Origin of the sequence: Nocardiopsis codii (assembly GCF_036327455.1) — a bacterium.
Classification (GTDB): Bacteria; Actinomycetota; Actinomycetes; order Streptosporangiales; family Streptosporangiaceae; genus Nocardiopsis; species Nocardiopsis codii.
The window spans coordinates 1-23,468 of record NZ_JAUZMY010000058.1; the positions used below are offsets into that span (position 1 = coordinate 1).

The window sequence follows — 23,468 nt, forward strand, 5'->3', positions numbered from 1 at the left end:
GGTTGCGGGCGATCATCGAGGAGGTGTTGTTGTCGGTGATGTACGAGGTGCCGTCCCGTGAGGATGTGGGGCAGGTGATCATCAGTCGGGAGACGGTGATCGACAACGTGAACCCCACGATCGTGCCTCGCGCCCAGCTGGACGCGGAGCACCAGGAGAAGTCCGCCTGACCCCGCCACGGGCGGCCCGCCGGGCTGACCGCGGCCTCCGTCGGCATGTGAGAGGGGCACCCCCGGACCGGGGGTGCCCCTCTCACATGCCGGCCCTCGGGAGGCCGGTCGTTCCCGGCCCTCCCAGTGGCTGGGAGCTCACTCCTCCTCCAGGACCTCCGCCATGCGGCCGATCTCGGTGTTCTGCTCCGCGATCACGTCGTTCGCCATCCTGAGCACGGTCTGGTCCTTGCCCTCGGCCATCGCGTCCTCGGCCATGGTGACCGCGCCCTCGTGGTGGGCGGTCATCAGTTCCACGAAGAGCTGGTCGAACGCGTCGCCCTCGGCGTCCGCCAGCCGCTCCAGGTCCTCCGGAGAGGCCATGCCCGGCATGTCGTCGTGGTCGACGTCGAGCTCGCACGCGGGGACCTCGGAGTCCTCGCCGTGGTGGGTGCCGTCCCCCTCCAGCCCGCAGAAGTTCTGGTGCGCCGGGTTCTCCCGCGCGGGGCCGAAGACGTTCTCCTCCAGCCAGCTCTCCATGGCGGTGATCTCCGGTCCCTGTGCGGCGGAGATACGGTCGGCGATGCGCTCGATGCCGTCGCGCTCGTGGCGCTCCGGCACCAGGTCGGTCATCTCCAGGGCCTGGGAGTGGTGCTCGATCATCATCACCAGGTAGGTGACGTCCGCCTCGTTGTGCCCCTGCTCCTCTGCCAGGGCGGCGATCTGGTCCGTGGTGGCGGGCGACGAGGACTCGCCGGGCGCTCCGGGGGCGATGACGTTGGCCGCCTCCCGGCCGTCCTCGTCACCGGTGCAGGCTGTGGCTCCGAGCAGCGCGAGAGCTGCTCCGGTCGCGAGTGCCAGGCGACGCACGAGGTGTCCTCCGTTGGGGGTGTGGCGCGGACGGGTCCGCGGTGTCGTGGGGCGGAATACCCCTGAGGCGACGTCCTGCGGGTTTTCTACTCACTCGGTGGGTGTTTTGTCCAGTCCTGAGGACGTGTCGGCGCTGTTTCGTTCGGCCGGCGGGGTGGGCATCGGCGGTCGGCCCCAGGGCTCCTGGAGTGCATTGGTCATCAGATGTCCGCTCTCGGCGTTTCGCCTGGAGTGTGGAGACTGGGGCGCGTACAACACAAAGTATCCAATTGGAAGCTTTGTGTAATTTCCGGGGGTGTGGCCCGTGGCGAACGGACGAGGACGCAGAGACCGGGTCCGCTGGGGGGCGGTCGGGACGGGGGTTCTGGTGGCGGTCGGCCTCCTGGCGGTTCCCGGGGCGCGTGCCACCGACGGCGTGACCACGGGAGGCGGTGTCGTCCACGTGGCCAACCTGCCCAAGCCCGCGGGCCTGGAGCGCACCGCCGCCTTCAACTCGGATCTGGCGTTCACGGGGGACTACGCCGTCGGCGGGAACTACGACGGGTTCGTCGTCTACGACATCTCCGTTCCCGAGCGCCCCCGCGTGGTGTCCACGGTCGTGTGTCCCGGCGGGCAGGGTGACGTGTCGGTCAGCGGTGACCTGCTGTACTTCTCCGTCGACTACCCCCGTGCGGGTACGGAGTGCGGGGCGGCTGCGGTGCCCACGACCGACCCGGACGGGTTCGAGGGCATCCGGATCTTCGACATCTCGGACAAGGCCAACCCGCAGTACGTGGCTGCGGTGCCGACCGACTGCGGTTCGCACACGAACACGCTGGTCCCGGGCAAGGACGGCGAGCACGAGTACGTCTACGTGTCGTCCTACTCGCCCTCCGAGCGGTTCCCGAACTGCCAACCGCCGCACGACAAGATCTCGATCATCGAGGTGCCGCTGGCCGACCCGGCCTCGGCCTCCGTGGTGGGTCAACCCGTGCTGTTCCCGGACGGCGGGCACCAGCGCACCACCGGCTGCCACGACATCACCGTCTATCCGGAACGGGACATCGCCGCCGCGGCCTGCCTGGGTGACGGTCTGCTGCTCGACATCGCGGACCCGGCCGGCCCCCGGGTCGTGGACCGCGTCCAGGACCCGAACTTCGCGTTCTGGCACTCGGCGACGTTCACCAACGACGCCAGGAACGTGGTCTTCACCGACGAACTCGGCGGCGGTGGCGCGGCCACCTGCACCGAGGAGGTCGGACCCGAGCGGGGCGCTGACGCGGTGTACTCCCTGAACCACGAAGGGACGTCTCCCGAACTCGGGTTCAGGAGCTACTACAAGCTGCCCCGTCACCAGACCGAAACCGAGAACTGTGTGGCGCACAACGGCTCGCTGATCCCGGTGCCCGGTCAGGACTTCTTCGTGCAGTCCTGGTATCAGGGCGGGGTCTCGGTCATCGACCTGACCGATCCCGACAGGCCCGAGGAGATCGGCCACTTCGACCGGGGTCCCTGGGATCCGGAGTCGTTGAGCACGGCCGGATCCTGGTCGGCGTACTACTACAGGGGCCACGTCTACTCGTCCGACATCCAGCGCGGCCTCGACGTGCTCAAACTGACCGACCCGCGGTTGTCCGAGGCGGAGAACGTGCGGATGGACGAGTTCAATCCGCAGTCACAACCGTCTTTTCCGTCCTCTCGGTAACAAATCGGACAGGGGTATGGCGTGTCGGGGCCTCCCGGCACGCCATACCTGCTGCCAGCGGAAATCCCGAATCCTGGCCGCGTTGTGCCGTCGGATCGCGCCGGCCGGACAGCGTGTTAACAACCATGTTTCTTTTGTATCCCCCTATACATGTTGATGTTGAACTGTGTACGTTCTTCCTGTTTCGCTCCAATCAGAATCAGGAGTTCGTATGACGACATCCCCCTCAGGTTCCCGTGCCGGGCGCGCCCCGGCCGGACGCGGGCTGACCGGCCTCACCCTGGCCGGAGCAGCCGCCCTCGTGGCAGGACTCCTGGGCCCCGCCTCGGCCTCCGCCGCAGACGAGTTCGTCAGCGACGCCGACACCAGCTCCAACGTGACTCATGTGACCAACGTCCCGAAGACCGAGGTGATGAGCGACTTCAACTCGGACCTGGCGTTCACCGGCGACTACGCCGTCGGCGGGAACTACAACGGCTTCGTCGTCTACGACATCTCCGATCCCGAGGACCCGCAGATCGTGTCGGAGGTGCTCTGCCCGGGTGGGCAGGGTGACGTGTCGGTCAGCGGTGACCTGCTGTACTTCTCCGTCGACTACCCGCGTGCGGGTACGGAGTGCGGGGCGGCTGCGGTGCCCACGACCGACCCGGACGGGTTCGAGGGCATCCGGATCTTCGACATCTCGGACAAGGCCAACCCGCAGTACGTGGCTGCGGTGCCGACCGACTGCGGTTCGCACACCAACACCCTCGTCCCCGGCAAGGACGGCGAGCACGAGTACGTCTACGTGTCGTCCTACTCGCCGTCGGCGCAGTTCCCGAACTGCCAACCGCCGCACGACAAGATCTCGATCATCGAGGTCCCGGTCGACGACCCGGCCTCGGCCGAGCTCATCGAAGCCCCGGTGCTCTTCCCCGACGGCGGCAACACCAACACCTCCGGCTGCCACGACATCACGGTCTACCCCACCAAGGACGTCGCCGCGGGCGCCTGCATGGGCGACGGCATCCTGATGGACATCTCCGACCCCGCCTCCCCGGTCGTGACCGACGTCGTCCGCGACACCAACTTCGCGTTCTGGCACTCGGCGACGTTCACCAACAACGGCGAGACGGTCATGTTCACCGACGAGCTCGGCGGCGGTGGCGGGGCCACCTGCACCGAGGCCATCGGCCCGGAGCGCGGGGCCAACGCCATCTACGAGATCGGCGACGCGGGACTCGACTTCCGGAGCTACTTCAAGATCGACCGCCACCAGAGCACCACCGAGAACTGCGTGGCGCACAACGGCTCGCTGATCCCGGTGCCCGGTCAGGACTTCTTCGTGCAGTCCTGGTATCAGGGCGGGGTCTCGGTCATCGACTTCAACGACCCGTCCGACCCGCGGGAGATCGGCCACTTCGACCGTGACCCGATCGACGACGACCGGCTGATCCTGGGCGGCTCGTGGTCGGCGTACTACTACAACGGCTACGTCTACTCGTCCGACATCACGCGCGGACTCGACGTCCTCCAGCTGAACGACCCCCGTCTGCGGGCGGCCGAGCGCGTCCGCATGGACGAGTTCAACCCGCAGTCCCAGCCCGAGTACAGGCCCGGACGGGGCAACGGGCGCTGACCGGTCCCCCGACGGCGCCCCCGACCCCCGGCGAGCTCCGGCACACGGGCGACGGGGCCGCGGAGGAGCACACCCCGCGGCCCCGGAACCAGCCCCCGCAACCCCCAGCGCACACAGGAGAACCCCCATGCCCGCACCTCCCACCCGCAGACGGCGCCTCGCGCGCACGGCCACCCTCACCGCAGCCGTGGGAACGCTCCTCGTCGGACTGCTGAGCCCGGCATCCGCGTACGCGGACGAGGCCCCCGCCGACGAGATCAGCAGCAACATCACCCACGTCGCCCATGTGCCCAAGCCCGACGCCGTCCGGAGCACCAACTCGGACCTGGCGTTCACCGGCGACTACGCCATCGGCGGCAACTACGACGGGTTCGTCGTCTACGACATCTCCGAACCGGAGGACCCGCAGATCGTGTCGGAGGTGCTCTGCCCGGGTGGGCAGGGTGACGTGTCGGTCAGCGGTGACCTGCTGTACTTCTCCGTCGACTACCCGCGTGCGGGTACGGAGTGCGGGGCGGCTGCGGTGCCCACGACCGACCCGGACGGGTTCGAGGGCATCCGGATCTTCGACATCTCGGACAAGGCCAACCCGCAGTACGTGGCGGCCGTGGCGACCGACTGCGGTTCGCACACGAACACGCTGGTCCCGGGCAAGGACGGCGAGCACGAGTACATCTACGTGTCGTCCTACTCGCCGTCGGCGCAGTTCCCGAACTGCCAACCGCCGCACGACAAGATCTCGATCATCGAGGTCCCGGTCGACGACCCGGCCTCGGCCGAGCTCATCGACGCCCCGGTGCTCTTCCCCGACGGCGGCAACGCCAGGACCTCCGGCTGCCACGACATCACCGTCTTCCCGAGCAAGGACGTCGCCGCGGGCGCCTGCATGGGCGACGGCATCCTGATGGACATCTCCGACCCCGCCTCCCCGGTCGTGACCGAGGTGGTGCAGGACACCAACTTCGCGTTCTGGCACTCGGCGACGTTCACCAACGACGGCAAGAACGTGGTCTTCACCGACGAGCTCGGCGGCGGAGGAGCCCCCACCTGCACCGAGGAGATCGGTCCGGAGCGCGGCGCCGACGCGGTCTACTCCCTCGACGGTGACGGGTCCGGCGCCGACCTGGCGTTCCAGAGCTACTTCAAGATCGACCGCCACCAGGGCGGGGAGATCTGTGTCGCGCACAACGGCTCGCTGATCCCGGTGCCCGGTCAGGACTTCTTCGTGCAGTCCTGGTACACCGGCGGTGTCTCGGTCATCGACTTCAACGACGCGGCGAACCCCGAGGAGATCGGCTACTTCGACATCGACTCCCGGGTCGAGGACGGCGTCCAGGACAACAACAGCTGGTCGGCGTACTACTACAACGGCTACGTCTACTCGTCCGACATCGGCCGGGGCATCGACGTCCTGAAGCTGGACGACCCCCGTCTGCGGGCGGCCGAGCGCGTCCGCATGGACGAGTTCAACCCGCAGTCCCAGCCCGTGTACAGGCCCGGACGGGGCTGACCGGTCCGGACCCGGAGAGGGGTCCCCGCGACGGGGGCGGTGCCGCGGCACCGCCCCCGTTCCGCGTTCCCGGGCAGGGGGAGCCGGCGTTCCGAGCCCCGGCGTCAGCCGAACAGCCGGTCGGTGGGGGCGTCCACCGCCTCCAGCACGCGGCCGGTGAAGTACACCGTGCCCAGGGCCAGGACCCGCCGTCCGAGCGCGGCCAGGGTCGCGGGGGACAGGTCCGCGGCGTCCATGCGCCCCCAGTGTGCGGGCAGGGCGTGCTCGAAGCGCAGGTGGGCCTCCGGCAGGCGCACGGCGGTCACCGGCAGGTCGCCCAGGACCTCGACGGCGCCGGAGACGTCCTTGTGGTCGGGCAGGCACAGCAGGACGTGGTCCACCCCGCCCCACAGCCCGCGCGCGTGGGCCAGGGCGGTCGCGACCCCGACGCGGTCGATGGCGGAGTCCACGATCACCTCCGTGCCGGCGGCCTCCCCGTCCGGAGCTCCCTCGGGAGCCGCCCCCGTCCCCCTCCGCGGCCCTGTGGCGGAGGACGGGGCCCGCCCGGTGTCACCGTTCGGCCGGGGGCCGTCCTGGACGGGGACCGCGTGACGGGACAGGCGGCCCGGAAGGCGGACGGTCCCCAGCACGTCGTGCAGGCTCCGCAGGTTCGGCCCGGGGAACCCCAGGTGCTCCAGCATCCTGGCGGCGGCGGCCGTGCCCAGGACCCCGGAGGCCGCGGACAGTCCCGGCGGCCGAAGAGCGGGCGGTGGTTCCACACCGGGCTCCCCGGGGTCGACGACCTCGGCCGCCACCCGTCCGCCGGTCGCCTCGGCCAGAGCGGCGTCGATCTCGGCGGCCACCTCCGGTGTCTGGGGAAGGCGCACCAGGGCCCGGGTGCGCTCACCGGCGACCAGGGTCTTCTCCCTGGCGATCTCGACCACGTCGTCGCCCAGGACGCCCACGTGCTCGGCGAAGACCTTGCCGAGGGCGACGACCTCCGGGCCGGCCAGGCGGAGCTCGTCGCGGCGGCCCCCCATCCCCGCCTCGAGGACGCACACGTCGGCGCCCGTCTCGCGCGCGTGCAGCAGTCCCGCGACCAGGAACAGGCCGCTCGGCGCCAGGTAGCCCCCGGACTCCTCCACCGTCGGGAGCTCCCGGCGGGCCGCGTCGATCCCGGCGCCGAGCGCGTCCAGGACCGCGTCGGTCACCGACGTCCCGTCCACCCGCACCCTCTCGCGGTAGGAGCGGAAGCTCGGCCCGGTCACCAGGACGGTGCGCAGGCCGACCGACGACAGCGCGGCCGCGGCCGTCGTCGCCGTGCTGCCCTTGCCCTTGGAACCGACGACCCCCAGCACAGGGGCGTGACCGGAGTCCAGGCCGAGGGCGGTCAGGAGCGCGGAGGCGCGCCCCAGGCTGCGTGTCTGTCCGGGGCGGCGGTCCGCCCACTCCGTGAAGAACGGGTCAAGGCTTGGCATGCCACAAGTATGGTCTGTGCGATATCGGCCACCGGACCCCTCACCCGGAGTCCGGTCCCAGGTGGGGGCGCGTACACTGGCGCGGGTGTACACCCCGACCACTGAGACACCGTGAGCGGCGTGAGCGCCGAGCAGCGCTACGCCGAGGTGACCGCCGAGATCCTCTCCCGCGCACCCGAGTCCGACATCGACCCTCGACTGGACCGCGTCCGTACCCTGCTGGATCTCCTGGGTGACCCCCAGCGCAACTTCCGGGTCATCCACGTCACCGGCACCAACGGCAAGACGTCCACCGCCCGCATGATCGACGCCCTGATGCGGGCGAGGGGCCTGCGCGCGGGCCGCTACACCAGCCCGCACCTGCGCACCGTGCGCGAGCGCATCGTCATCGACGGGGAGCCCGTCTCCCAGGAGCGGTTCGTCGAGATCTACGACGACATCCGCCCCTACATCGAGATGGCCGACGGGATGAACGACGGAGCGCTGTCGTTCTTCGAGATCCTCACCGTGATGGCCTACGCGGCCTTCGCGGACGCGCCCGTGGACGTCGCCGTCGTCGAGGTCGGCATGGGCGGGCGCTGGGACGCCACCAACGTCGTCGACGGCGACGTGGCCGTGGTGACCCCGATCGGGATCGACCACACCGACTACCTGCCCGACACGCTGCACGGGATCGCCGAGGAGAAGGCGGGCATCATCAAGCCCGGCTCCGTGGCGGTCCTGGCCCAGCAGCCGGTGCCCGCGGCGGAGGTCCTCCTCCGCAACGCCGCCGAGGTCGGAGCGCAGGTGGCCCGAGAGGGGCTGGAGTTCGGCGTCACCTCCCGCGAGGTGGCCGTCGGCGGCCAGCAGATCGCCCTCAAGGGCCTCACCGCGGGCTACGAGGACCTGTTCCTTCCGCTGTTCGGCGCCCACCAGGCCGGCAACGCGGCCGTGGCCGTCGCCGCCGTGGAGGCGTTCGCCTCCGCGGGGGAGGACTCCGCGGGCCTGGACCCCGCCATGGTCGCCGAGGCCCTGGCCGGGGTGGACTCCCCGGGGCGGATGGAGGTCGTGCGCACCAGCCCGACCGTCATCGCCGACGCGGCGCACAACCCCGCCGGAATGACCGCCACGGCGGCCGCGGTGGGAGAGGCCTTCAGCTTCTCCCGCCTGGTGGGCGTCGTCGCGATCATGGCGGACAAGGACGTCGAGGGGATCCTCGACCCCCTCGAACCACTGCTCGACGAGATCGTCGTCACCCGTAACTCCTCACCGCGTTCCCTCGAACCGGAGCAGTTGGGCGTCCTCGCCCGACAGGTCTTCGGGGAGGACCGTGTACATGTGGTTCCCCGACTCGACGACGCCATCGACCGGGCCGTCGGCCTGGCCGAGGAGGACGAGGAGTTCGGCGGTACCGGTGTGCTGGTCACCGGATCGGTCGTCACCGCAGGTGACGCCGTCCATCTGCTGCGCGGTTCCGGCGAGTGACGGGCAGGGCGACCCACTACGAAGGGAACCCGCCGTGCGCGTAGTCTGCGCCGTCATCCTGGTGTTCGAGGCCGTCGTGATCGGCCTCTTCATCCCCGTCGCCATCTCCCTGGAGGGGATGGCCCCGACCACGGCCGCGAGCCTGTGGGGCGGCATGGCAGCCGTCGCCCTCGTGCTCTCCGGCCTCCAGAAGCGCCGGTGGGCGCACTACGCCGCCTGGGCGCTCCAGGCCGCGTTCCTGTTCACCTCCTTCATGGTGTCCGGAGCGATGCTCATCGCGGTCGTCTTCGTGTCCCTGTGGGTGACCGGTGTGATCCTGGGCCGTCGAACCGACGAGATGAAGGCCGCTCACGCGGCCCGCGCGGAGGCGGAGGCCGCCGCCCAGCGGGGCGAGGACGGCGGGGGGTCCGTGACCACCGCGCCGTCTCGGCAAACGCGATAGTGTGACGCACGTCCGGACAGGCGGCCGGTCCCTTCAGGAGGGTTCTCCCCCTCCGCGGCCCCGCTTCCGTGACCCACCATCCGAACCTCCGCGTGCGGCCTTACGCCGTGGGCGACCGCCCACGCGCCACGCGGAGCCCCAGTGAGGAGTTGACACGCACGTGGAGCGCACTCTCGTTCTCATCAAGCCCGACGGCGTCCGCCGCAACATCGTCGGCGAGGTCATCTCGCGCATCGAGCGCAAGGGCCTGAAGCTCGTCGCGATGGAGCTGCGCACGCTCGACGCCGCCACCGCCCGGACGCACTACGAGGAGCACACCGAGCGCCCGTTCTTCGGCTCCCTCGTGGAGTTCATCACCGGCGGCCCGCTGGTCGCCCTGGTGGTCGAGGGCGAGCGCGCGGTGGAGGCCTTCCGCGCCCTGGCCGGAGCCACCGACCCGGTGACCGCCGCGCCCGGCACCGTCCGCGGCGACTTCGCGCTGGAGGTCCAGCAGAACATCGTGCACGGATCGGACTCCACGTACTCGGCCGACCGCGAGATCAAGCTGTTCTTCCCCCACCTGTAGGGGTTTGGGCGCCGCGGACCCTACGGCATGGGGTCCGCGGCCCCGACGACGACTTCTCATGATTCGTCCGCTGACGAGGCAACAATTCGGTGTGTTTGCGTAACGGAGTAAGTGCTGACCGTTACGATGCGGGGGACTGAATACCTATCGTGCCGGATCGACTACGTATGGTCGCCCCGTGCAACCACGTCCGACACGGCGCCTCTGAGGACGTTACATGCCGAACAACCTTGCTTTTCTCGGCCGGGACATGGCCGTCGACCTGGGAACCGCCAACACGCTCGTGTACGTGCGCGGACGCGGCATCGTTCTGAACGAACCATCGGTGGTCGCACTCAACACGTCCACGGGCAAGATCGTCGCGGTCGGTATCGAGGCCAAGCAGATGATCGGCCGCACGCCGAGCAACATCACCGCCATCCGCCCTCTGAAGGACGGCGTCATCGCCGACTTCGAGATCACCGAGCGGATGCTGCGCTACTTCATCCAGAAGATCCACCGGCGGCGGCACTTCGCCAAACCGCGCATCATCGTCGCGGTTCCCAGCGGGATCACCTCGGTCGAGCACCGCGCCGTCAAGGAAGCGGGCTACCAGGCGGGCGCCCGCAGGGTCTACATCATCGAGGAGCCCATGGCCGCCGCCATCGGCGCCGGGCTCCCCGTCCACGAGCCCACGGGCAACATGGTCGTGGACATCGGCGGCGGCACCACCGAGGTCGCCGTCATCTCCATGGGCGGCATCGTCACCTCGCAGTCCATCCGCGTCGGCGGGGACGAGCTGGACCAGGCGATCATGACCTTCGTCAAGAAGGAGTACTCCCTGATGATCGGGGAGCGCACCGCCGAGGAACTCAAGATGGCCATCGGCTCCGCCTACCCGACGGGCTCCGAGGAGATCCACGCCGAGGTGCGCGGACGCGACCTCATCAGCGGGCTTCCCAAGACCATCGTCATGTCGGAGGCGGACGTCCGCCAGGCGATCGAGGAACCCGTCACCGCCATCATCGACGCGGTCCGCACCAGCCTCGACAAGTGCCCGCCCGAGCTGTCCGGCGACATCATGGACCGGGGCGTCGCCGTGACCGGGGGCGGGGCCCTGCTGCGCGGCCTCGACGACCGGCTCCTGCACGAGACGGGCATGCCCATCCACGTCGCCGACAACGCGCTCGACTCCGTCGCGGTCGGTTCCGGCACCTGCGTCGAGAACTACGAGAGGCTGCACCAGGTCCTCGTCCCGGAACGGCGGCGATGACATGCTGCGCGACTCACCGAGGTCCCGGACGGTCCTCGCACTGCTGGTCGCGGCGGCCGTGGTCCTGCTCGTCCTGGACGCCAGGCCCGGCGGGAACCCGGTCACCTCCGTGGCCCGGGCGGGCGGCGAGCTCGTGTTCGCCCCCGCCGCGGCAGGGGTCGGCTGGGCGGGCGCGCCCGCGGTCACCCTCTACGACGGCCTGCGCGAGGGGCCCCGCGCCGCAGCGCGCGTGGCCGAACTGGAGGAGGCCAACGCCGCGCTGGAGTCCGAACTCCAGGCGGTCCGGATCGACGAGAACCGCGCCGACCAGCTCGACGAGCTGCTGCACCTGTCCGGCCTGGGCGGCTACGAGGTCGTCGCGGCGCAGGCGGTGACCCGCTCCACGGCGCGCGGTTACGCGCACACGGTCACCATCGACACCGGCACCGAGTCCGGCGTCCGCGAGGACATGACCGTCGTCAACGGATCCGGCCTGGTGGGACGCGTGATCGAGGCCGGCCCGCGCACCGCCACCGTCATGCTCGCCACCGACGTCAAGTCGGCCGTCGGCGCCCGTCTGGAGGCCACCCGCAAGATCGGCGTGGTCAACGGCGGGTCCGTCCCGGGCGGCCCCGAGGCCGACCTCACCCTGGAGCTCTTCGACATGGAGGCGCCGGTGGAGTCGGGGGACAGGGTCGTCACGCTCGGATCGCACGAGGGGGCGCCCTTCGTACCGGGGGTGCCCATCGGCACGGTCGACGAGGTCCAGGTCGCACCCGGAGCGCTCAGCCGCATCGCCCGCATCACCCCGGCCGTGGACTTCGCGTCCCTGGACGTGGTGGGCGTCGTCGTGGCCGGTCCCGACGGGGACCCGCGCGACTCGGTGCTCCCGCCCAAGCCCGAGAAGCCCGCGAAACCGAAGGAAGAGCAGTGATGAGGTCCGTAGCGACCCTGATCCTGGTGGCCGTCGCGGTTCTCGCCCAGGCCACGATCGTCAACCGGCTCCCGTTCGAGTGGGGGCCCGGCCCCGACCTGGTGGTCGCGGCCGTCGTCGCGGTCGCCCTGACCACGAGCCCGGCCTCCGCTGCCGGATGCGGCTTCGCGGCGGGCCTGGCCATGGACCTGTTCCCGCCCGCCGAGCACGTGGTCGGACGCTACGCGCTGGTGCTGTGCCTGGCCGCCTACCTGGTCGCGCTGGTGCGCCGCAACACCGGCGTCCCCGGCGCCGTGGGCTCGCGCGCCTCCGGATGGGCGGCCGTCGGCGCCACCGCCGTCACCGCCCTGGGGGTGGGACTCGGATACGCGGCGGTCGGCCTCGTCATCGGCGACCCGCACATGACCGTGACGGCCGTCGCGACCGGTGTCGGGGTGGGCACGGCCCTCACGGTGCTCGTGTCGCCCCTGGTCACACTGCCCATCCTGTGGGTGCGCAGCACACTCGCGGACAGCGAGTTCGCCACCGTGCAGGGACCCATGTCGCCGGGAGGGTGGTGAGCCGTGCACAAGCCGCCCTTCGACCCGACGCTTCCGGGGCGCAGACTCGGCCGGGCGGGGCTGATCCTCGCCCAGGTCCTGGTCCTGGTCCTGTTCGCCGTGCTGACCGCGCGCCTGTGGTATCTCCAGGTGCCCATGTCCGACCACTACCGCGACCTCGCCGTGGCCAACCACCACCAGCAGCTGATCGTCCCCGCGACGCGCGGGCAGATCCTCGACGCCACCGGCAAGCCGCTGGTGAACAACCGGACCGAACTGGTGGTGTCCGCCGACTACCACGAGATCCTGGGAATGGACGACGGCGGTGAGAAGGTCCTGGCCGACCTGTCGGAGATCCTCGACGTCCCGGTGGCCGAGCTCCAGCAGCGCATGCGCCTGTGCGGCCCCGAGGTGGAGCGCCCCTGCTGGCCGGGTTCGCCCTACCAGCCGGTCACGCTCGCCGAGGACGTGGAGCCCTCGATCGCCCTCCAGATCATGGAGAGCGCCGACGACTTCCCCGGCGTCACGGCCCAGGCGCACGCCGTCCGCGAGTACCCGTACGGCGCGCGCGGCGGACAGATGCTCGGCTACCTGCAGCCGGTCACCCAGGAGGAACTGGACGCGCGGGAGGAGCTGCGGACGCAGTTCACCGGCATCGACCAGGTGGGACGGGACGGCCTGGAGGCCGTCTACGACGCGGAGCTGCGGGGCACCGCGGGCCTGCGCACCCTGGGGGTGAACAACCACGGCGAGGTCATGGACGTGATCTCGGACCGGCTGCCCGTGGCGGGCCAGCACCTGGTCACCCACCTCGACGTCGGCGTGCAGAAGATCGCCGAGGAGGCGCTGAAGGAGGGGATGGACGGGGCCAGGCCCAAGTACAGGGCGGACTCAGGCGCGGCGATCGTCATGGACGTGCGCAACGGCGGCATCGTCGCGATGGCCAGCCTTCCCACCTACGACCCCGGCGTCTGGCAGGGCGGCATCGACCAGGCGACCTTCGACGAGATGCTCAGCGAGGAGGCGGGCGAGCCCCTGCTCTCCCGCGCGGTGCAGGGCCAGTACCCGCCCGGTTCCACGTTCAAGGTGTCGTCGCTGTCGGCCGCCGTGGAGAACGGCTTCTCGCTGCGCAGCACCTACGCCTGCCCGGGTTCGGTCAACATCGCTGGGCAGAACTACCAGAACTACGCGGGCGGCGGCCACGGGTCGCTCTCCCTGCACAAGGCCATCGTGGTCTCCTGCAACACGATCTTCTACAACTTCGGCTACCAGTTGTGGCTCAAGGACGGCGGGCTCCGGCCCGAGGGCGAGCCGACCGAGGCCATGGCCACGATGGCGCGGGGTTACGGTTTCGGGGCTCCGACCGGCATCGACCTGCCGTTCGAGACCAGCGGCCGCATCCCTGACCGCGAGTGGAAGCGCACCTTCTGGGAGGAGACCCGGGAGAACAACTGCTACCGCGGTGAGCACGGCTACCCGGAGGTCGCCGAGACCAACCCGGCGCACGCCTCGTACCTCAAGCGCCTCGCCTACGAGCAGTGCGTGGAGGGATTCGAGTGGCGCGCGGGCGAGGCGGTCAACTTCGCGATCGGCCAGGGTGACGTCCTGGTGAGCCCGTTGCAGCTGACCAGGGCCTACGCGGCCATCGCCAACGGGGGCACCCTGTACGAGCCGCGCGTGGCCAAGGCGCTGGTCGCCGCCGACGGCAGCACGGTCGAGGAGATCGAGCCCGTCGTGGCCGGGCAGGTCCCGGTCAAGGACGAGACCATCGAGTACCTCCAGGCCGCGCTCACCGAGGTGACCAAGTCCGGTACGGGCCGCGGCGCCTTCGGGGACTTCCCGCAGAAGGAGGTGTCCATCGCGGGCAAGACCGGTAGCGCCGACGCGCAGGAGCGCCAGGTGTCGTCCTGGTTCGCCTCCTACGCGCCCGCGGACGACCCGCAGTTCGCCGTGGTCGTCTTCGTGTCCCAGGGCGGTACCGGCGGTGAGACGTCCGCGCCCATCGCCCGCAAGATCTACGAGGGCATCTACGGGTTCTCCGGCAAGGAGGACGACGACGGCGGCGAGGCCGCGCTCCCGGGGGGCAAGCCCTACTCGGAACTGCCCGTCGTGCGCACCGACGGTTCCATCGACGTGTTGGATCGGTAGGCCATGAGTACACACACGGGTGCGCCGCTCGCCGGCCGCAGGGCCGGGTTCGGCCCCACCGCCGTCACCGCGGCCGGGGCGGCCCGCCGCCTGGACTGGGTCCTGATCATCTCGGTGGCGGTTCTGTGCGCCGTCGGCTCGATGCTGGTGTGGTCGGCGACGCTCCCGGGCGACGGCGGCGACCCGATGGACTCCACGGGCCACCTCCGCCGCCACCTGGCCCATCTCGCGGTGGCGTGGGTGGTGTGCCTGGTCGTCGCCTCGGTGGACTTCCGGACGGTCCGCGCGTACGCGCCCATCGTCTACCTGGTCACGGCGGTCGCACTGGTCCTGGTGCTCACCCCGCTGGGCGCGGTGATCAACGGGTCGCGCGGGTGGATCGTGGTCGGCGGGTTCCAGTTCCAGCCGAGCGAGCTCGCCAAGGTCGGGCTGATCCTGGTTCTGGCCACACTTCTGGGCGAACCGCGTGACGGCGAGACCAAGCCGATGACACGGGACGTCCTGTTCTGCCTGCTGGTCCTGGCGGTGCCGCTGGCACTGGTGATGCTCCAGCCGGACCTGGGCACGACCCTGGTCCTCGGGGCGATCTTCCTGGGGATGCTCACGCTGTCGGGCGCCCCCATCATCTGGGTGGCCGGCATGCTCGCCTGCGGCGTCGCCGCGGTGTTCTGCGTGTTCTGGTTCGACCTGCTGGAGCCCTACCAGCTGGACCGCCTCGCGACCCTGGTGGACCCGTCGGCGGACCCGCAGGGCGCCGGGTACAACTCCAACCAGGCGCTCATCGCGGTGGGCTCGGGCGGGTTCAACGGGACCGGGCTCTTCCAGGGGGAGCAGACGCACGGCAGGTTCGTGCCGGAGCAGCACACCGACTTCATCTTCACTGTCGCCGGGGAGGAACTGGGGTTCGCGGGCGCCGCGCTGGTGATCGCGCTGTTCGCGGTGATCATCTGGCGGGTCCTGCGGATCGCCCTGGGGTGCGACCAGCCGTACCCCCGCCTGTTGTGCGTGGGTGTTGCCGCGTGGTTCGGCTTCCAGACCTTCATCAACATCGGGATGGGGCTGGGCGTCATGCCCGTGACCGGCCTTCCGCTGCCGTTCGTGTCCTACGGCGGCACCGCGATCGTGGCGAACATGCTGGGGCTGGGCCTGGTGCTGGGGGTCAACTCCCGGGACCGGGGGTTCGAGTAGCCGGGACCGGCGCCCGCGGGCCGACCGCGCCCGCGGGCCGACCGCGTGCACGGGCCGACCGCGCGCACGGGCCCCGCGGGAGGCGTCGCCTCCCGCGGGGCCCTTCGCCTGTTCCCCGGCGGGGAGGGCGGAGGAGCACGCGGCCAGGAGCGCCGTCGGCCGGTTCCAGGGTCCGGGGGCCGCCCCCCCGGGCCGGGATGGGCGCGGCGGTCCCGAGGAGTCCGCCCGCGACCTGCCGGGCCCTGTGGACAACCCGGGCCGGAGCCCCCGGCGCCGATAGCCTGGTCACATCCGCGGGGGCGCACACCAGTGGCCCCGGCGCCCACTCCCGCCCCGGCGGGGGAACACACGCGTTCTGACACGATGTCCGCCGAGCGAAGGCCCGCACCATGTCCGTCGAAAGCCTGTTTCCGCGCCTGGAGCCCCTGCTGACCAAGGTGGGCAAGCCCATCCAGTACGTCGGGGGCGAACTCAACTCCGTCGTCAAGGAGTGGGACGCGGCCAGGGTCCGCTGGGCCCTCATGTACCCGGACGCCTACGAGGTGGGCGTGCCCAACCAGGGCGTGCAGATCCTGTACGAGGTCCTCAACGAGCGCGAGGGGGTACTGGCCGAGCGCGCCTACGCGGTGTGGCCGGACATGGAGGCGCTGATGCGGGAGCACGGCGTCCCGCACTTCACCGTGGACGCACACCGGCCCCTGTCCGCCTTCGACGTCCTCGGGCTCAGCTTCGCGAGCGAGATGGGCTACACCAACATGCTCACCGCGCTGGACCTGGCCGGGATCCCGCTGTACTCCCGCGACCGCACCGGCGACCACCCGGTCGTGCTCGCCGGCGGGCACGCGGCGTTCAACCCCGAGCCGATCGCCGACTTCCTGGACGCGGTGGTGCTGGGGGACGGGGAGGAGGTCAGCCTCGCCGTCACCGAGATCATCCGCGGGTTCAAGGAGGAGGGGGAGCCGGGCGGGCGCGACGGGCTGCTGCTGCGCCTGGCCGCGACCGGCGGCGTGTACGTGCCGCGCTTCTTCGACGTGGCCTACCACGAGGACGGTCGGATCGCCTCGTACACGCCCAACCGGCCCGGGGTCCCGAACACGGTCCAGAAGCACACCGTGATGGACCTGGACGACTGGCCCTACCCCAAGAGGCCCATCGTGCCGACCGCGGAGTCCGTGCACGAGCGGTACAGCGTGGAGATCTTCCGCGGCTGTACGCGCGGCTGCCGGTTCTGCCAGGCCGGGATGATCACCCGCCCGGTGCGCGAGCGCAACAAGGAGACCGTCACGAAGATGGTCGAGCAGGGCGTGGCCGCCTCCGGGTTCGAGGAGGTCGGGCTCCTGTCGCTGTCCAGCGCCGACCACAGCGAGATCGGCGACATCGCCAAGGGGCTCGCCGACCGGTACGAGGGCACCAACACCGGCCTCTCCCTGCCGTCCACGAGGGTCGACGCGTTCAACATCGACCTCGCCAACGAACTGACCCGCAACGGGCGCAGGTCCGGTCTGACCTTCGCGCCCGAAGGGGGCAGCGAGAGGATGCGCCGGGTGATCAACAAGATGGTCACCGAGGAGGACCTGATCCGGACCGTCACCGCCGCGTACGCGGCGGGATGGCGCCAGGTGAAGCTGTACTTCATGTGCGGGCTGCCCACCGAGGAGGACGAGGACGTCCTCGCCATCGCGCGACTGGCGGCCGAGGTGATCCGGACCGGACGCGAGGTGACCGGACGCAAGGACATCCGGTGCACCGTCTCCATCGGCGGGTTCGTGCCCAAGCCGCAGACCCCCTTCCAGTGGGCGGCCCAGACCTCCCACGAGGTGGTCGACGCGCGGCTGCGCAAGCTGCGCGACACCCTGCGGGGCGACCGCCGGTACGGCAGGTCGATCGGCCTGCGCTACCACGAGGGCCGTCCGTCCGTCGTGGAGGGACTGCTGTCCCGGGGGGACCGCAGGGTCGGCAGGATCGTCGAGGAGGTGTGGCGCGCCGGAGGCCGGTTCGACGGCTGGAGCGAGCACTTCTCGTACGAGCGCTGGGCGCGGGCCGCCGAGACCGGTCTGGCGGGGCTCCCGGTTGACCTGGACTGGTTCACGACCCGGGAGCGCGACGAGGAGGAGGTCCTGCCCTGGGACCACCTCGACGCCGGGCTCGACCGGTCGTGGCTGTGGCAGGACTGGCAGGACTCGCTCCACGGGGAGGAGTCGCTGGAGATCGACGACTGCCGGTGGAACCCCTGCTACGACTGCGGGGTGTGCCCGAGCATGGGCACCGAGATCCAGATCAACTCCCCCGCGGAGGGCCGTCCGATGCTCCCGCTGACCGTGAGGTAGCCGGTCGCCGTGGACCGCGGCCCCGGCCCGGGGCCGCGCACGGCGGCCCGGCTAGCATCGGGACGACCATCCCGGTTGTCGTGGGGGCACGGGCCGTCCTGCCCGTCCACGGACCGTCCGCGGGTACTGGGGGAGAGAGTGCGAGCCGACGCGAGACGCAACCGGGAGAAGGTCCTGAGAGCGGCCTTCGAGGCCTTCGCCTCCGAGGGGCTGTCCGTCACCGTCCACGAGATCGCCCGGCGCGCGGGCGTGGGCGCCGGGACCGTCAGCAGGCACTTCCCCACCAAGGAGTCGCTCTGCGAGGCCATCGTGCTCAGCAGGATGGAACGCCTCGTGCACGCCGCGCGGCGGTTCGCGGAGGAGGAGGCGCCGGGCGCCGCCCTCGCGTCCTTCTTCACGTTCGTGGTCGACGAGGGCGCGCTCGACCACGGACTGGGTGAGGCGCTCCGGGGCGGTGGGTTCGACGTCGCCGCCGCCGTCCGCGACACCGGGCACGACGTGACGGCCGCGCTCGGAGAACTCCTGGGTGCCGCCCAGCGGGCCGGGGAGGTCCGCGACGACGTGGACGCCGCCGACGTCAAGGCGCTGATGGAGGGCTGCACGACCCGCGAACGCGGGGGGACGGACGAGGTCGCACGGCGCCGCACCGTGGCCGTGGTGCTGGCGGGACTGCGTCCCCCGCCCTGACCGGTGTGCCCGGGACGTCCTCCGCAGACGGAGAAACCCCTGTTCCGCCGGTCGGAGGATCAGGGGTGTCGACTGTGGGAGGTGCTGGCTCACGGTGCCGGTGGGCTACTGGAGTAGGATGCGCGCGCCGGGTGCTCTCTCGACCCTTGAAGGGGAGTGACCCGGGAGGAAGGTGTACGGCCCGGCGCCCCGCTCGCGCCGGGCCGTACGAGTAATAAGACTCGCGGGGTGCACGGGGGGTTGCCATCCTCAGAAGATTTTCTTCGGATTTTTTTTCGGGGACCCCGTGTTCAGGTGGTGAACACCGGTTCAGTGTCCGCTCGGAGGCCTTCGGCACTTTTCGACTGCAGGTCAGTGGGGGAGATACCGGTATGCGTAGTCCTGCTGGCGCATGTGCACCGCGGCGCACCGTACGCTGAGCAGGACGAGGAACAGCCCCTTCGAGGTCGCTCCGCCGACCACACCTGGGGGCATGAGGAAAGGAGTTGAGCTGCCCCCCGCACCCGAGGGCACCACCTCACCCTCCACCGCCAAGCCGGGACAGCGGCTTCGTGTCCGCTACGCCAAGCGCGGGCGCATGAGGTTCGCGAGTCACCGCGACATCGCCAGGGCCCTGGAACGGGCCCTGCGCAGGGCCTCCGTGCCCATGGCGTTCTCCGCCGGCTTCTCGCCTCACCCCAAGGTCTCCTACACGGGAGCGGCCCCCACCGGGGTCGCCAGCGAGGCGGAGTACCTTGAACTCGTCCTGGCCGAGGGACGCGATCCCGAACGGGTCCGAGCCGACATCGACGCCGCGATGCCCGAGGGCATCGACGTGGTCGAGGTCGTCGAGGCCCGGCAGTCCGGGCTCGCGGACCGGCTCCAGGCCTCCGCTTGGCAGGTGGAGATGGCGGGCGTCGACCCCGACGACGCCGCCAGGGCGGTGGCCGCGTACGTGGCCGCCGACAGTGTCGAGGTGGAGCGGATGACGAAGAAGGGTCGTCGCCGCTTCGACACACGACCGGCAGTGGTGCGTATCGATGTCTGTAGTGGACCCCACGGGCGCGTCCCAGGGGAACACGACACGGCATATGCCATACTTCGGATGGTTGTACGGCACACGACACCTGCTGTCCGACCAGACGACGTGTTGACCGGCCTCCTCCATGTGGCCGACCTCGCGCCGCCGTCATCACCCGTGATGACCCGGCTGGCGCAGGGGCCGCTGGACGAGACGACAGGCGCGATCGCGGACCCGCTCACCGAGGACCGGCCCGAAGCTCTCATGAGCCCCGGACCCGCGAACGACAACGCGGACGAGCGGCGCGACGACGCACCACGGCCGTCAACGCCCATGAACGGGACCGCGCGGATGAGCGGCCCCGAAGCGGGGAACATGGGCGAAACCACAGGACTTCGCCCCGACGGCACCCTGGTGCCGCCGGCGGTGACACAGCGACGACAGTTCTCGTGAGCCGCGCTGGCGACCGACAGGCCGCAGCGCGCCCGAGGACTTTGACGGGAGACCGCCCGGATGCTCGACAACGAGCCCAACGACGGTGCCGAGAGCACCGCGGGTACAACTGAGACGACCGCAGACAAGGCGGCGTCCCCCCCCGGACGGGGTGGTGAGGTGCGTGTGACCACACCCGCGCCGGTACGCGGCGTCCGCCGCGCCGCCGGGCCACCCCCGGAACCGGACGACGTCTTCACGCCCCCCTCGATGCCCGTCACCTCGCTCGCCGGTTCCGGCGAGGGGGGCACGGTCAAGACAGCGGTGTCCACCACCACGCGCAGGCGCACCGTGCGCGCCGCGGGACGTCCCGACGAGGACCCGGCCCCGCGCCGCAGCAGGACCCGTGCCGCGCAGGAAGCGGAACCCGCGCCCGCGCGGACCACCGCGACGGCCCCCGCCCGCGACTCCGCCGACAAGGATGACAAGGCGGACGGCAAGGCGGACAAGGACACCGCCAGGTCCACCCGGACCCGAGGCCGGTCCCGCACGCGTACGCGCGCCGCGGAGGCCGCCGACACGGTCGGGACGACCACGGAGCAGGAGGACGAGGAGACCGCCGAACAGGGCGGCGGAAACGTCTTCCAGGCGCCGACGATGCTGTTCCAGGCGCCGGTGGCCAGTGCCGCACCGGCGCCCGTCGCGGTGCCCTCCGACACCCACGAGGACGAGGACGAGGACGACGAGGAGGAGGCCGACGACGCGGCCGAGCAGTCCTCCGTCGCCGAGGAGACCGGCGACGCCTCCGACGACAGGCCGAGCCGCCGTCGCCGCCGGCGCGGCGGACGCGGCCGGGGCCGGTCCCGCTCCGGTGAGGACTCCGAGGGCGAGGCCGCCGTCGAGCCCGCCGCCGAGAAGCCGGAGCGGCGCAGGAGCCGTACGGCCGAGGTCGAGGCCGCCGAGACCGCCGACGACGACACCGACGCCGACTCCGAGGCCGACGAGGACTCGGGCGAGGACGGCGAACGCGGCAGCAGCCGCCGTCGCCGCCGCCGTCGGCGCCGGTCCGGCGGGGGATCGGGCGGCGAGGCCACCGCCGACGACCCGCCCAACACCGTGGTCCGGGTGCGCGAGCCGCGCGCCGAGAAGCCGATCGAGGACGAGGTCCAGTCCGTCCGCGGCTCCACGCGGCTGGAGGCCAAGAAGCAGCGCCGCCGCGAGGGCCGCGAGCAGGGCCGCCGCCGCGCACCGATCGTCACCGAGTCGGAGTTCCTGGCCCGTCGCGAGGCGGTCAAGCGCGACCTGGTGGTCCGCCGCACCGGTGACCGCACCCAGATCGCCGTCCTCGAGGACGACATCCTGGTCGAGCACTACGTCGACCGGGCCACGCACCGCTCCTACGTCGGCAACGTCTACCTGGGCCGCGTCCAGAACGTGCTGCCGTCCATGGAGGCCGCGTTCGTCGACATCGGCAAGGGCCGCAACGCCGTCCTGTACGCGGGCGAGGTCAACTGGGACTCGTTCGGCCTCGACGGCCAGCCCAAGCGCATCGAGTCGGTGCTCAAGTCCGGCCAGTCGGTCCTGGTGCAGGTCACCAAGGACCCAGTCGGTCACAAGGGCGCCCGCCTGACCAGCCAGATCAGCCTGCCCGGCCGCTACCTCGTGTACGTGCCCGGCGGTTCGATGACGGGCATCAGCCGCAAGCTCCCCGACAAGGAGCGCGCCCGCCTCAAGCAGATCCTCAAGAAGGTGATGCCGTCCGGCGCCGGTGTGATCGTGCGCACGGCCGCCGAGGGGGCCAGCGAGGAGGAGCTGGAGCGCGACATCATGCGCCTGGCCAAGCAGTGGGAGTCGATCAAGCGCAAGTCCAAGTCGGCCAACGCGCCGTCGCTGCTCAACAGCGAGCCGGACCTCACCGTCCGGGTCGTCCGCGACGTGTTCAACGAGGACTTCTCCAGCCTGGTCGTCTCCGGCGAGGAGGCCTGGACCACCGTCCACGAGTACGTGGACTACGTGGCCCCCAACCTCGCCGAGCGGCTCTCGCACTGGTCCGAGGACCGCGACGTCTTCTCCGCCTACCGCATCGACGAGCAGATCAACAAGGCGCTGGAGCGCAAGGTCTGGCTGCCCAGCGGAGGGTCCCTCGTCATCGACCGGACCGAGGCCATGACGGTGGTCGACGTCAACACCGGCAAGTTCACCGGTCAGGGCGGCAACCTCGAGGAGACGGTCACCAAGAACAACCTGGAGGCGGCGGAGGAGATCGTCCGCCAGCTCCGGTTGCGCGACATCGGCGGCATCATCGTCATCGACTTCATCGACATGGTGCTGGAGTCCAACCGCGACCTGGTGCTGCGCCGCATGCTGGAGTGCCTGTCGCGCGACCGCACCAAGCACCAGGTGGCGGAGGTCACCTCGCTCGGCCTGGTGCAGATGACACGCAAGCGGGTCGGCCAGGGCCTGCTGGAGGCCTTCTCGCACACCTGCGAGCACTGCGGAGGACGCGGGCTCGTGTTGTCCGGCGACCTTCTGGAGAAGGGCGCCGGAGCGGGCGGCAGCGGCGGCGGACGCAAGAAGAAGAAGGGCAAGGGCGACTCCGAGCAGCCCGCCGAGAAGGCGGAGAAGGCCGAGAAGCCGTCCGACAGGGGCGAGGACGACGACACGGCCGACCAGGCCGAGCCGGAGCAGGCGCCCGAGCCCGTCAGCGCCCCGGCCGCCGAGGCGGACCAGCAGGAGCAGGCCGACAAGCCCGAGCAGGCCGAGCCCGCCAAGAAGACCCGCAAGCGCGCCACCCGCTCCCGCAAGGCCGCGGACGACGCGGTCGCGGAGCAGGCGGACGCGGTCGCCCCCGCGCAGGCGGGGGACGGCGCCGACTCCGGTGCCGCACCGGCGGACGCGGAGGCCGAGCCCGAGAAGGCCCCGGCGAAGAAGACTCGCACCCGGCGCACCAGCACCAAGGCCGCCCGTGCGGCGGCCGAGAAGGCTGACGCCGCGGCGCAGGACGGTGGTGGGGCGGACGCCGGCGGCGACGCCGACACCGCCGTCACCGAGGCGCCCGCCCCGGCGGAGAACGGCGACGAGGAGGCCGCGGAGCGGCCCAAGCGGCGCCGTACCCGACGGGCCAAGACGGCGGCGGCCTCACCGTCCGCCGTGGACGCGGGCTGACCGAGGCGGTACATACCGGCCGTGGGGGGGGGGGGGGGGGCCCCCCCCCCCCCACCCC

At 71.1% G+C, this 23,468-nt stretch carries 17 protein-coding genes and 1 pseudogene; 16 read left to right on the forward strand and 2 right to left on the reverse strand.

What is annotated here, in order from left to right; all coding sequences use genetic code 11:
* A pseudogene (locus Q8791_RS30965) lies at positions 1-170 on the forward strand (ATP-dependent Clp protease ATP-binding subunit ClpX); the annotation flags it as partial.
* A 138-nt stretch (positions 171-308) separates the two neighbouring features.
* Here the strand turns inward: Q8791_RS30965 and Q8791_RS30970 are convergent.
* Positions 309-1,019 (reverse strand): DUF305 domain-containing protein, encoded by a 711-nt coding sequence (locus Q8791_RS30970; protein WP_330095404.1) that lies wholly within the window; start codon positions 1,017-1,019, stop codon positions 309-311.
* Positions 1,020-1,323: 304 nt separating this feature from the next.
* Here Q8791_RS30970 and Q8791_RS30975 point away from each other — a divergent pair, with 304 nt between their 5' ends.
* The 3 genes from Q8791_RS30975 to Q8791_RS30985 all read left to right on the forward strand — a co-directional run bounded on the left by Q8791_RS30975 (position 1,324) and on the right by Q8791_RS30985 (position 5,831).
* On the forward strand, positions 1,324-2,703 hold the full coding sequence (locus Q8791_RS30975; protein WP_407942091.1) for an LVIVD repeat-containing protein: 1,380 nt from the start codon (positions 1,324-1,326) through the stop codon (positions 2,701-2,703).
* Positions 2,704-2,914: 211 nt separating this feature from the next.
* Entirely contained in the window at positions 2,915-4,321 is a 1,407-nt protein-coding gene (locus Q8791_RS30980) for an LVIVD repeat-containing protein (protein ID WP_330095405.1), read from the forward strand.
* Between the two features lie 127 nt (positions 4,322-4,448).
* Complete coding sequence (locus Q8791_RS30985) at positions 4,449-5,831, forward strand: LVIVD repeat-containing protein (protein WP_330095406.1); 1,383 nt, start codon at positions 4,449-4,451, stop codon at positions 5,829-5,831.
* Positions 5,832-5,935: 104 nt separating this feature from the next.
* Here the strand turns inward: Q8791_RS30985 and Q8791_RS30990 are convergent, their stop codons facing one another.
* Positions 5,936-7,288: a hypothetical protein gene (locus Q8791_RS30990; RefSeq protein WP_330095407.1), complete on the reverse strand. Its 1,353-nt coding sequence runs from the start codon at positions 7,286-7,288 to the stop codon at positions 5,936-5,938.
* A gap of 111 nt (positions 7,289-7,399) precedes the next feature.
* Between Q8791_RS30990 and Q8791_RS30995 the strand changes: the two genes are divergently transcribed.
* The 12 genes from Q8791_RS30995 (at position 7,400) to Q8791_RS31050 (ending at position 23,410) form a co-directional block, all read left to right on the forward strand.
* The gene (locus Q8791_RS30995; RefSeq protein WP_330095408.1) at positions 7,400-8,752 is read left to right on the forward strand and encodes a bifunctional folylpolyglutamate synthase/dihydrofolate synthase; all 1,353 of its coding nucleotides are present in this window, start codon (positions 7,400-7,402) and stop codon (positions 8,750-8,752) included.
* A 34-nt stretch (positions 8,753-8,786) separates the two neighbouring features.
* Positions 8,787-9,194: a DUF4233 domain-containing protein gene (locus tag Q8791_RS31000; protein ID WP_330095409.1), complete on the forward strand. Its 408-nt coding sequence runs from the start codon at positions 8,787-8,789 to the stop codon at positions 9,192-9,194.
* Positions 9,195-9,354: 160 nt separating this feature from the next.
* Complete coding sequence (gene ndk, locus Q8791_RS31005) at positions 9,355-9,759, forward strand: nucleoside-diphosphate kinase (protein WP_330095410.1); 405 nt, start codon at positions 9,355-9,357, stop codon at positions 9,757-9,759.
* Between the two features lie 217 nt (positions 9,760-9,976).
* Positions 9,977-11,011 (forward strand): rod shape-determining protein, encoded by a 1,035-nt coding sequence (locus tag Q8791_RS31010; protein WP_330095411.1) that lies wholly within the window; start codon positions 9,977-9,979, stop codon positions 11,009-11,011.
* Position 11,012: 1 nt separating this feature from the next.
* Positions 11,013-11,924: a rod shape-determining protein MreC gene (gene mreC / locus Q8791_RS31015; protein WP_330095412.1), complete on the forward strand. Its 912-nt coding sequence runs from the start codon at positions 11,013-11,015 to the stop codon at positions 11,922-11,924.
* Entirely contained in the window at positions 11,924-12,484 is a 561-nt protein-coding gene (gene mreD, locus Q8791_RS31020; RefSeq protein WP_330095413.1) for a rod shape-determining protein MreD, read from the forward strand. Before mreC ends, mreD begins: the two co-directional genes overlap by 1 nt.
* A 3-nt stretch (positions 12,485-12,487) precedes the next feature.
* Complete coding sequence (gene mrdA / locus Q8791_RS31025) at positions 12,488-14,611, forward strand: penicillin-binding protein 2 (protein WP_330095414.1); 2,124 nt, start codon at positions 12,488-12,490, stop codon at positions 14,609-14,611.
* Positions 14,612-14,614: 3 nt separating this feature from the next.
* Positions 14,615-15,799 (forward strand): rod shape-determining protein RodA, encoded by a 1,185-nt coding sequence (rodA, locus tag Q8791_RS31030; RefSeq protein WP_330095415.1) that lies wholly within the window; start codon positions 14,615-14,617, stop codon positions 15,797-15,799.
* A 389-nt stretch (positions 15,800-16,188) separates the two neighbouring features.
* Positions 16,189-18,126, forward strand: coding sequence for a TIGR03960 family B12-binding radical SAM protein (locus Q8791_RS31035; RefSeq protein WP_330095416.1), 1,938 nt, complete (start codon positions 16,189-16,191; stop codon positions 18,124-18,126).
* Positions 18,127-18,264: 138 nt separating this feature from the next.
* The gene (locus Q8791_RS31040) at positions 18,265-18,813 is read left to right on the forward strand and encodes a TetR/AcrR family transcriptional regulator (RefSeq protein ID WP_330095417.1); all 549 of its coding nucleotides are present in this window, start codon (positions 18,265-18,267) and stop codon (positions 18,811-18,813) included.
* 577 nt (positions 18,814-19,390) lie between these two features.
* Positions 19,391-20,266 carry a TIGR03936 family radical SAM-associated protein gene (locus tag Q8791_RS31045; RefSeq protein ID WP_330095420.1) on the forward strand — a complete coding sequence of 292 codons (876 nt, stop codon included), beginning with the start codon at positions 19,391-19,393 and terminating at the stop codon, positions 20,264-20,266.
* 60 nt (positions 20,267-20,326) lie between these two features.
* Positions 20,327-23,410, forward strand: a complete 3,084-nt coding sequence (locus tag Q8791_RS31050; protein WP_330095418.1) for an Rne/Rng family ribonuclease — start codon at positions 20,327-20,329, stop codon at positions 23,408-23,410.
* Positions 23,411-23,468: the final 58 nt, after the last annotated feature.

Excerpts from the sequence above, each read along its gene's own strand:
- Q8791_RS30980 (WP_330095405.1), top strand. The coding sequence starts at position 2,915 with ATGACGACATCCCCCTCAGGTTCCCGTGCCGGGCGCGCCCCGGCCGGA.
- Q8791_RS30985 (WP_330095406.1), top strand. The coding sequence starts at position 4,449 with ATGCCCGCACCTCCCACCCGCAGACGGCGCCTCGCGCGCACGGCCACC.
- Q8791_RS30990 (WP_330095407.1), bottom strand. The coding sequence starts at position 7,288 with ATGCCAAGCCTTGACCCGTTCTTCACGGAGTGGGCGGACCGCCGCCCC.
- Q8791_RS31010 (WP_330095411.1), top strand. The coding sequence starts at position 9,977 with ATGCCGAACAACCTTGCTTTTCTCGGCCGGGACATGGCCGTCGACCTG.
- mreC (WP_330095412.1), top strand. The coding sequence starts at position 11,013 with ATGCTGCGCGACTCACCGAGGTCCCGGACGGTCCTCGCACTGCTGGTC.
- mreD (WP_330095413.1), top strand. The coding sequence starts at position 11,924 with ATGAGGTCCGTAGCGACCCTGATCCTGGTGGCCGTCGCGGTTCTCGCC.
- rodA (WP_330095415.1), top strand. The coding sequence starts at position 14,615 with ATGAGTACACACACGGGTGCGCCGCTCGCCGGCCGCAGGGCCGGGTTC.
- Q8791_RS31035 (WP_330095416.1), top strand. The coding sequence starts at position 16,189 with ATGTCCGTCGAAAGCCTGTTTCCGCGCCTGGAGCCCCTGCTGACCAAG.
- Q8791_RS31045 (WP_330095420.1), top strand. The coding sequence starts at position 19,391 with ATGAGGTTCGCGAGTCACCGCGACATCGCCAGGGCCCTGGAACGGGCC.
- Q8791_RS31050 (WP_330095418.1), top strand. The coding sequence starts at position 20,327 with ATGCTCGACAACGAGCCCAACGACGGTGCCGAGAGCACCGCGGGTACA.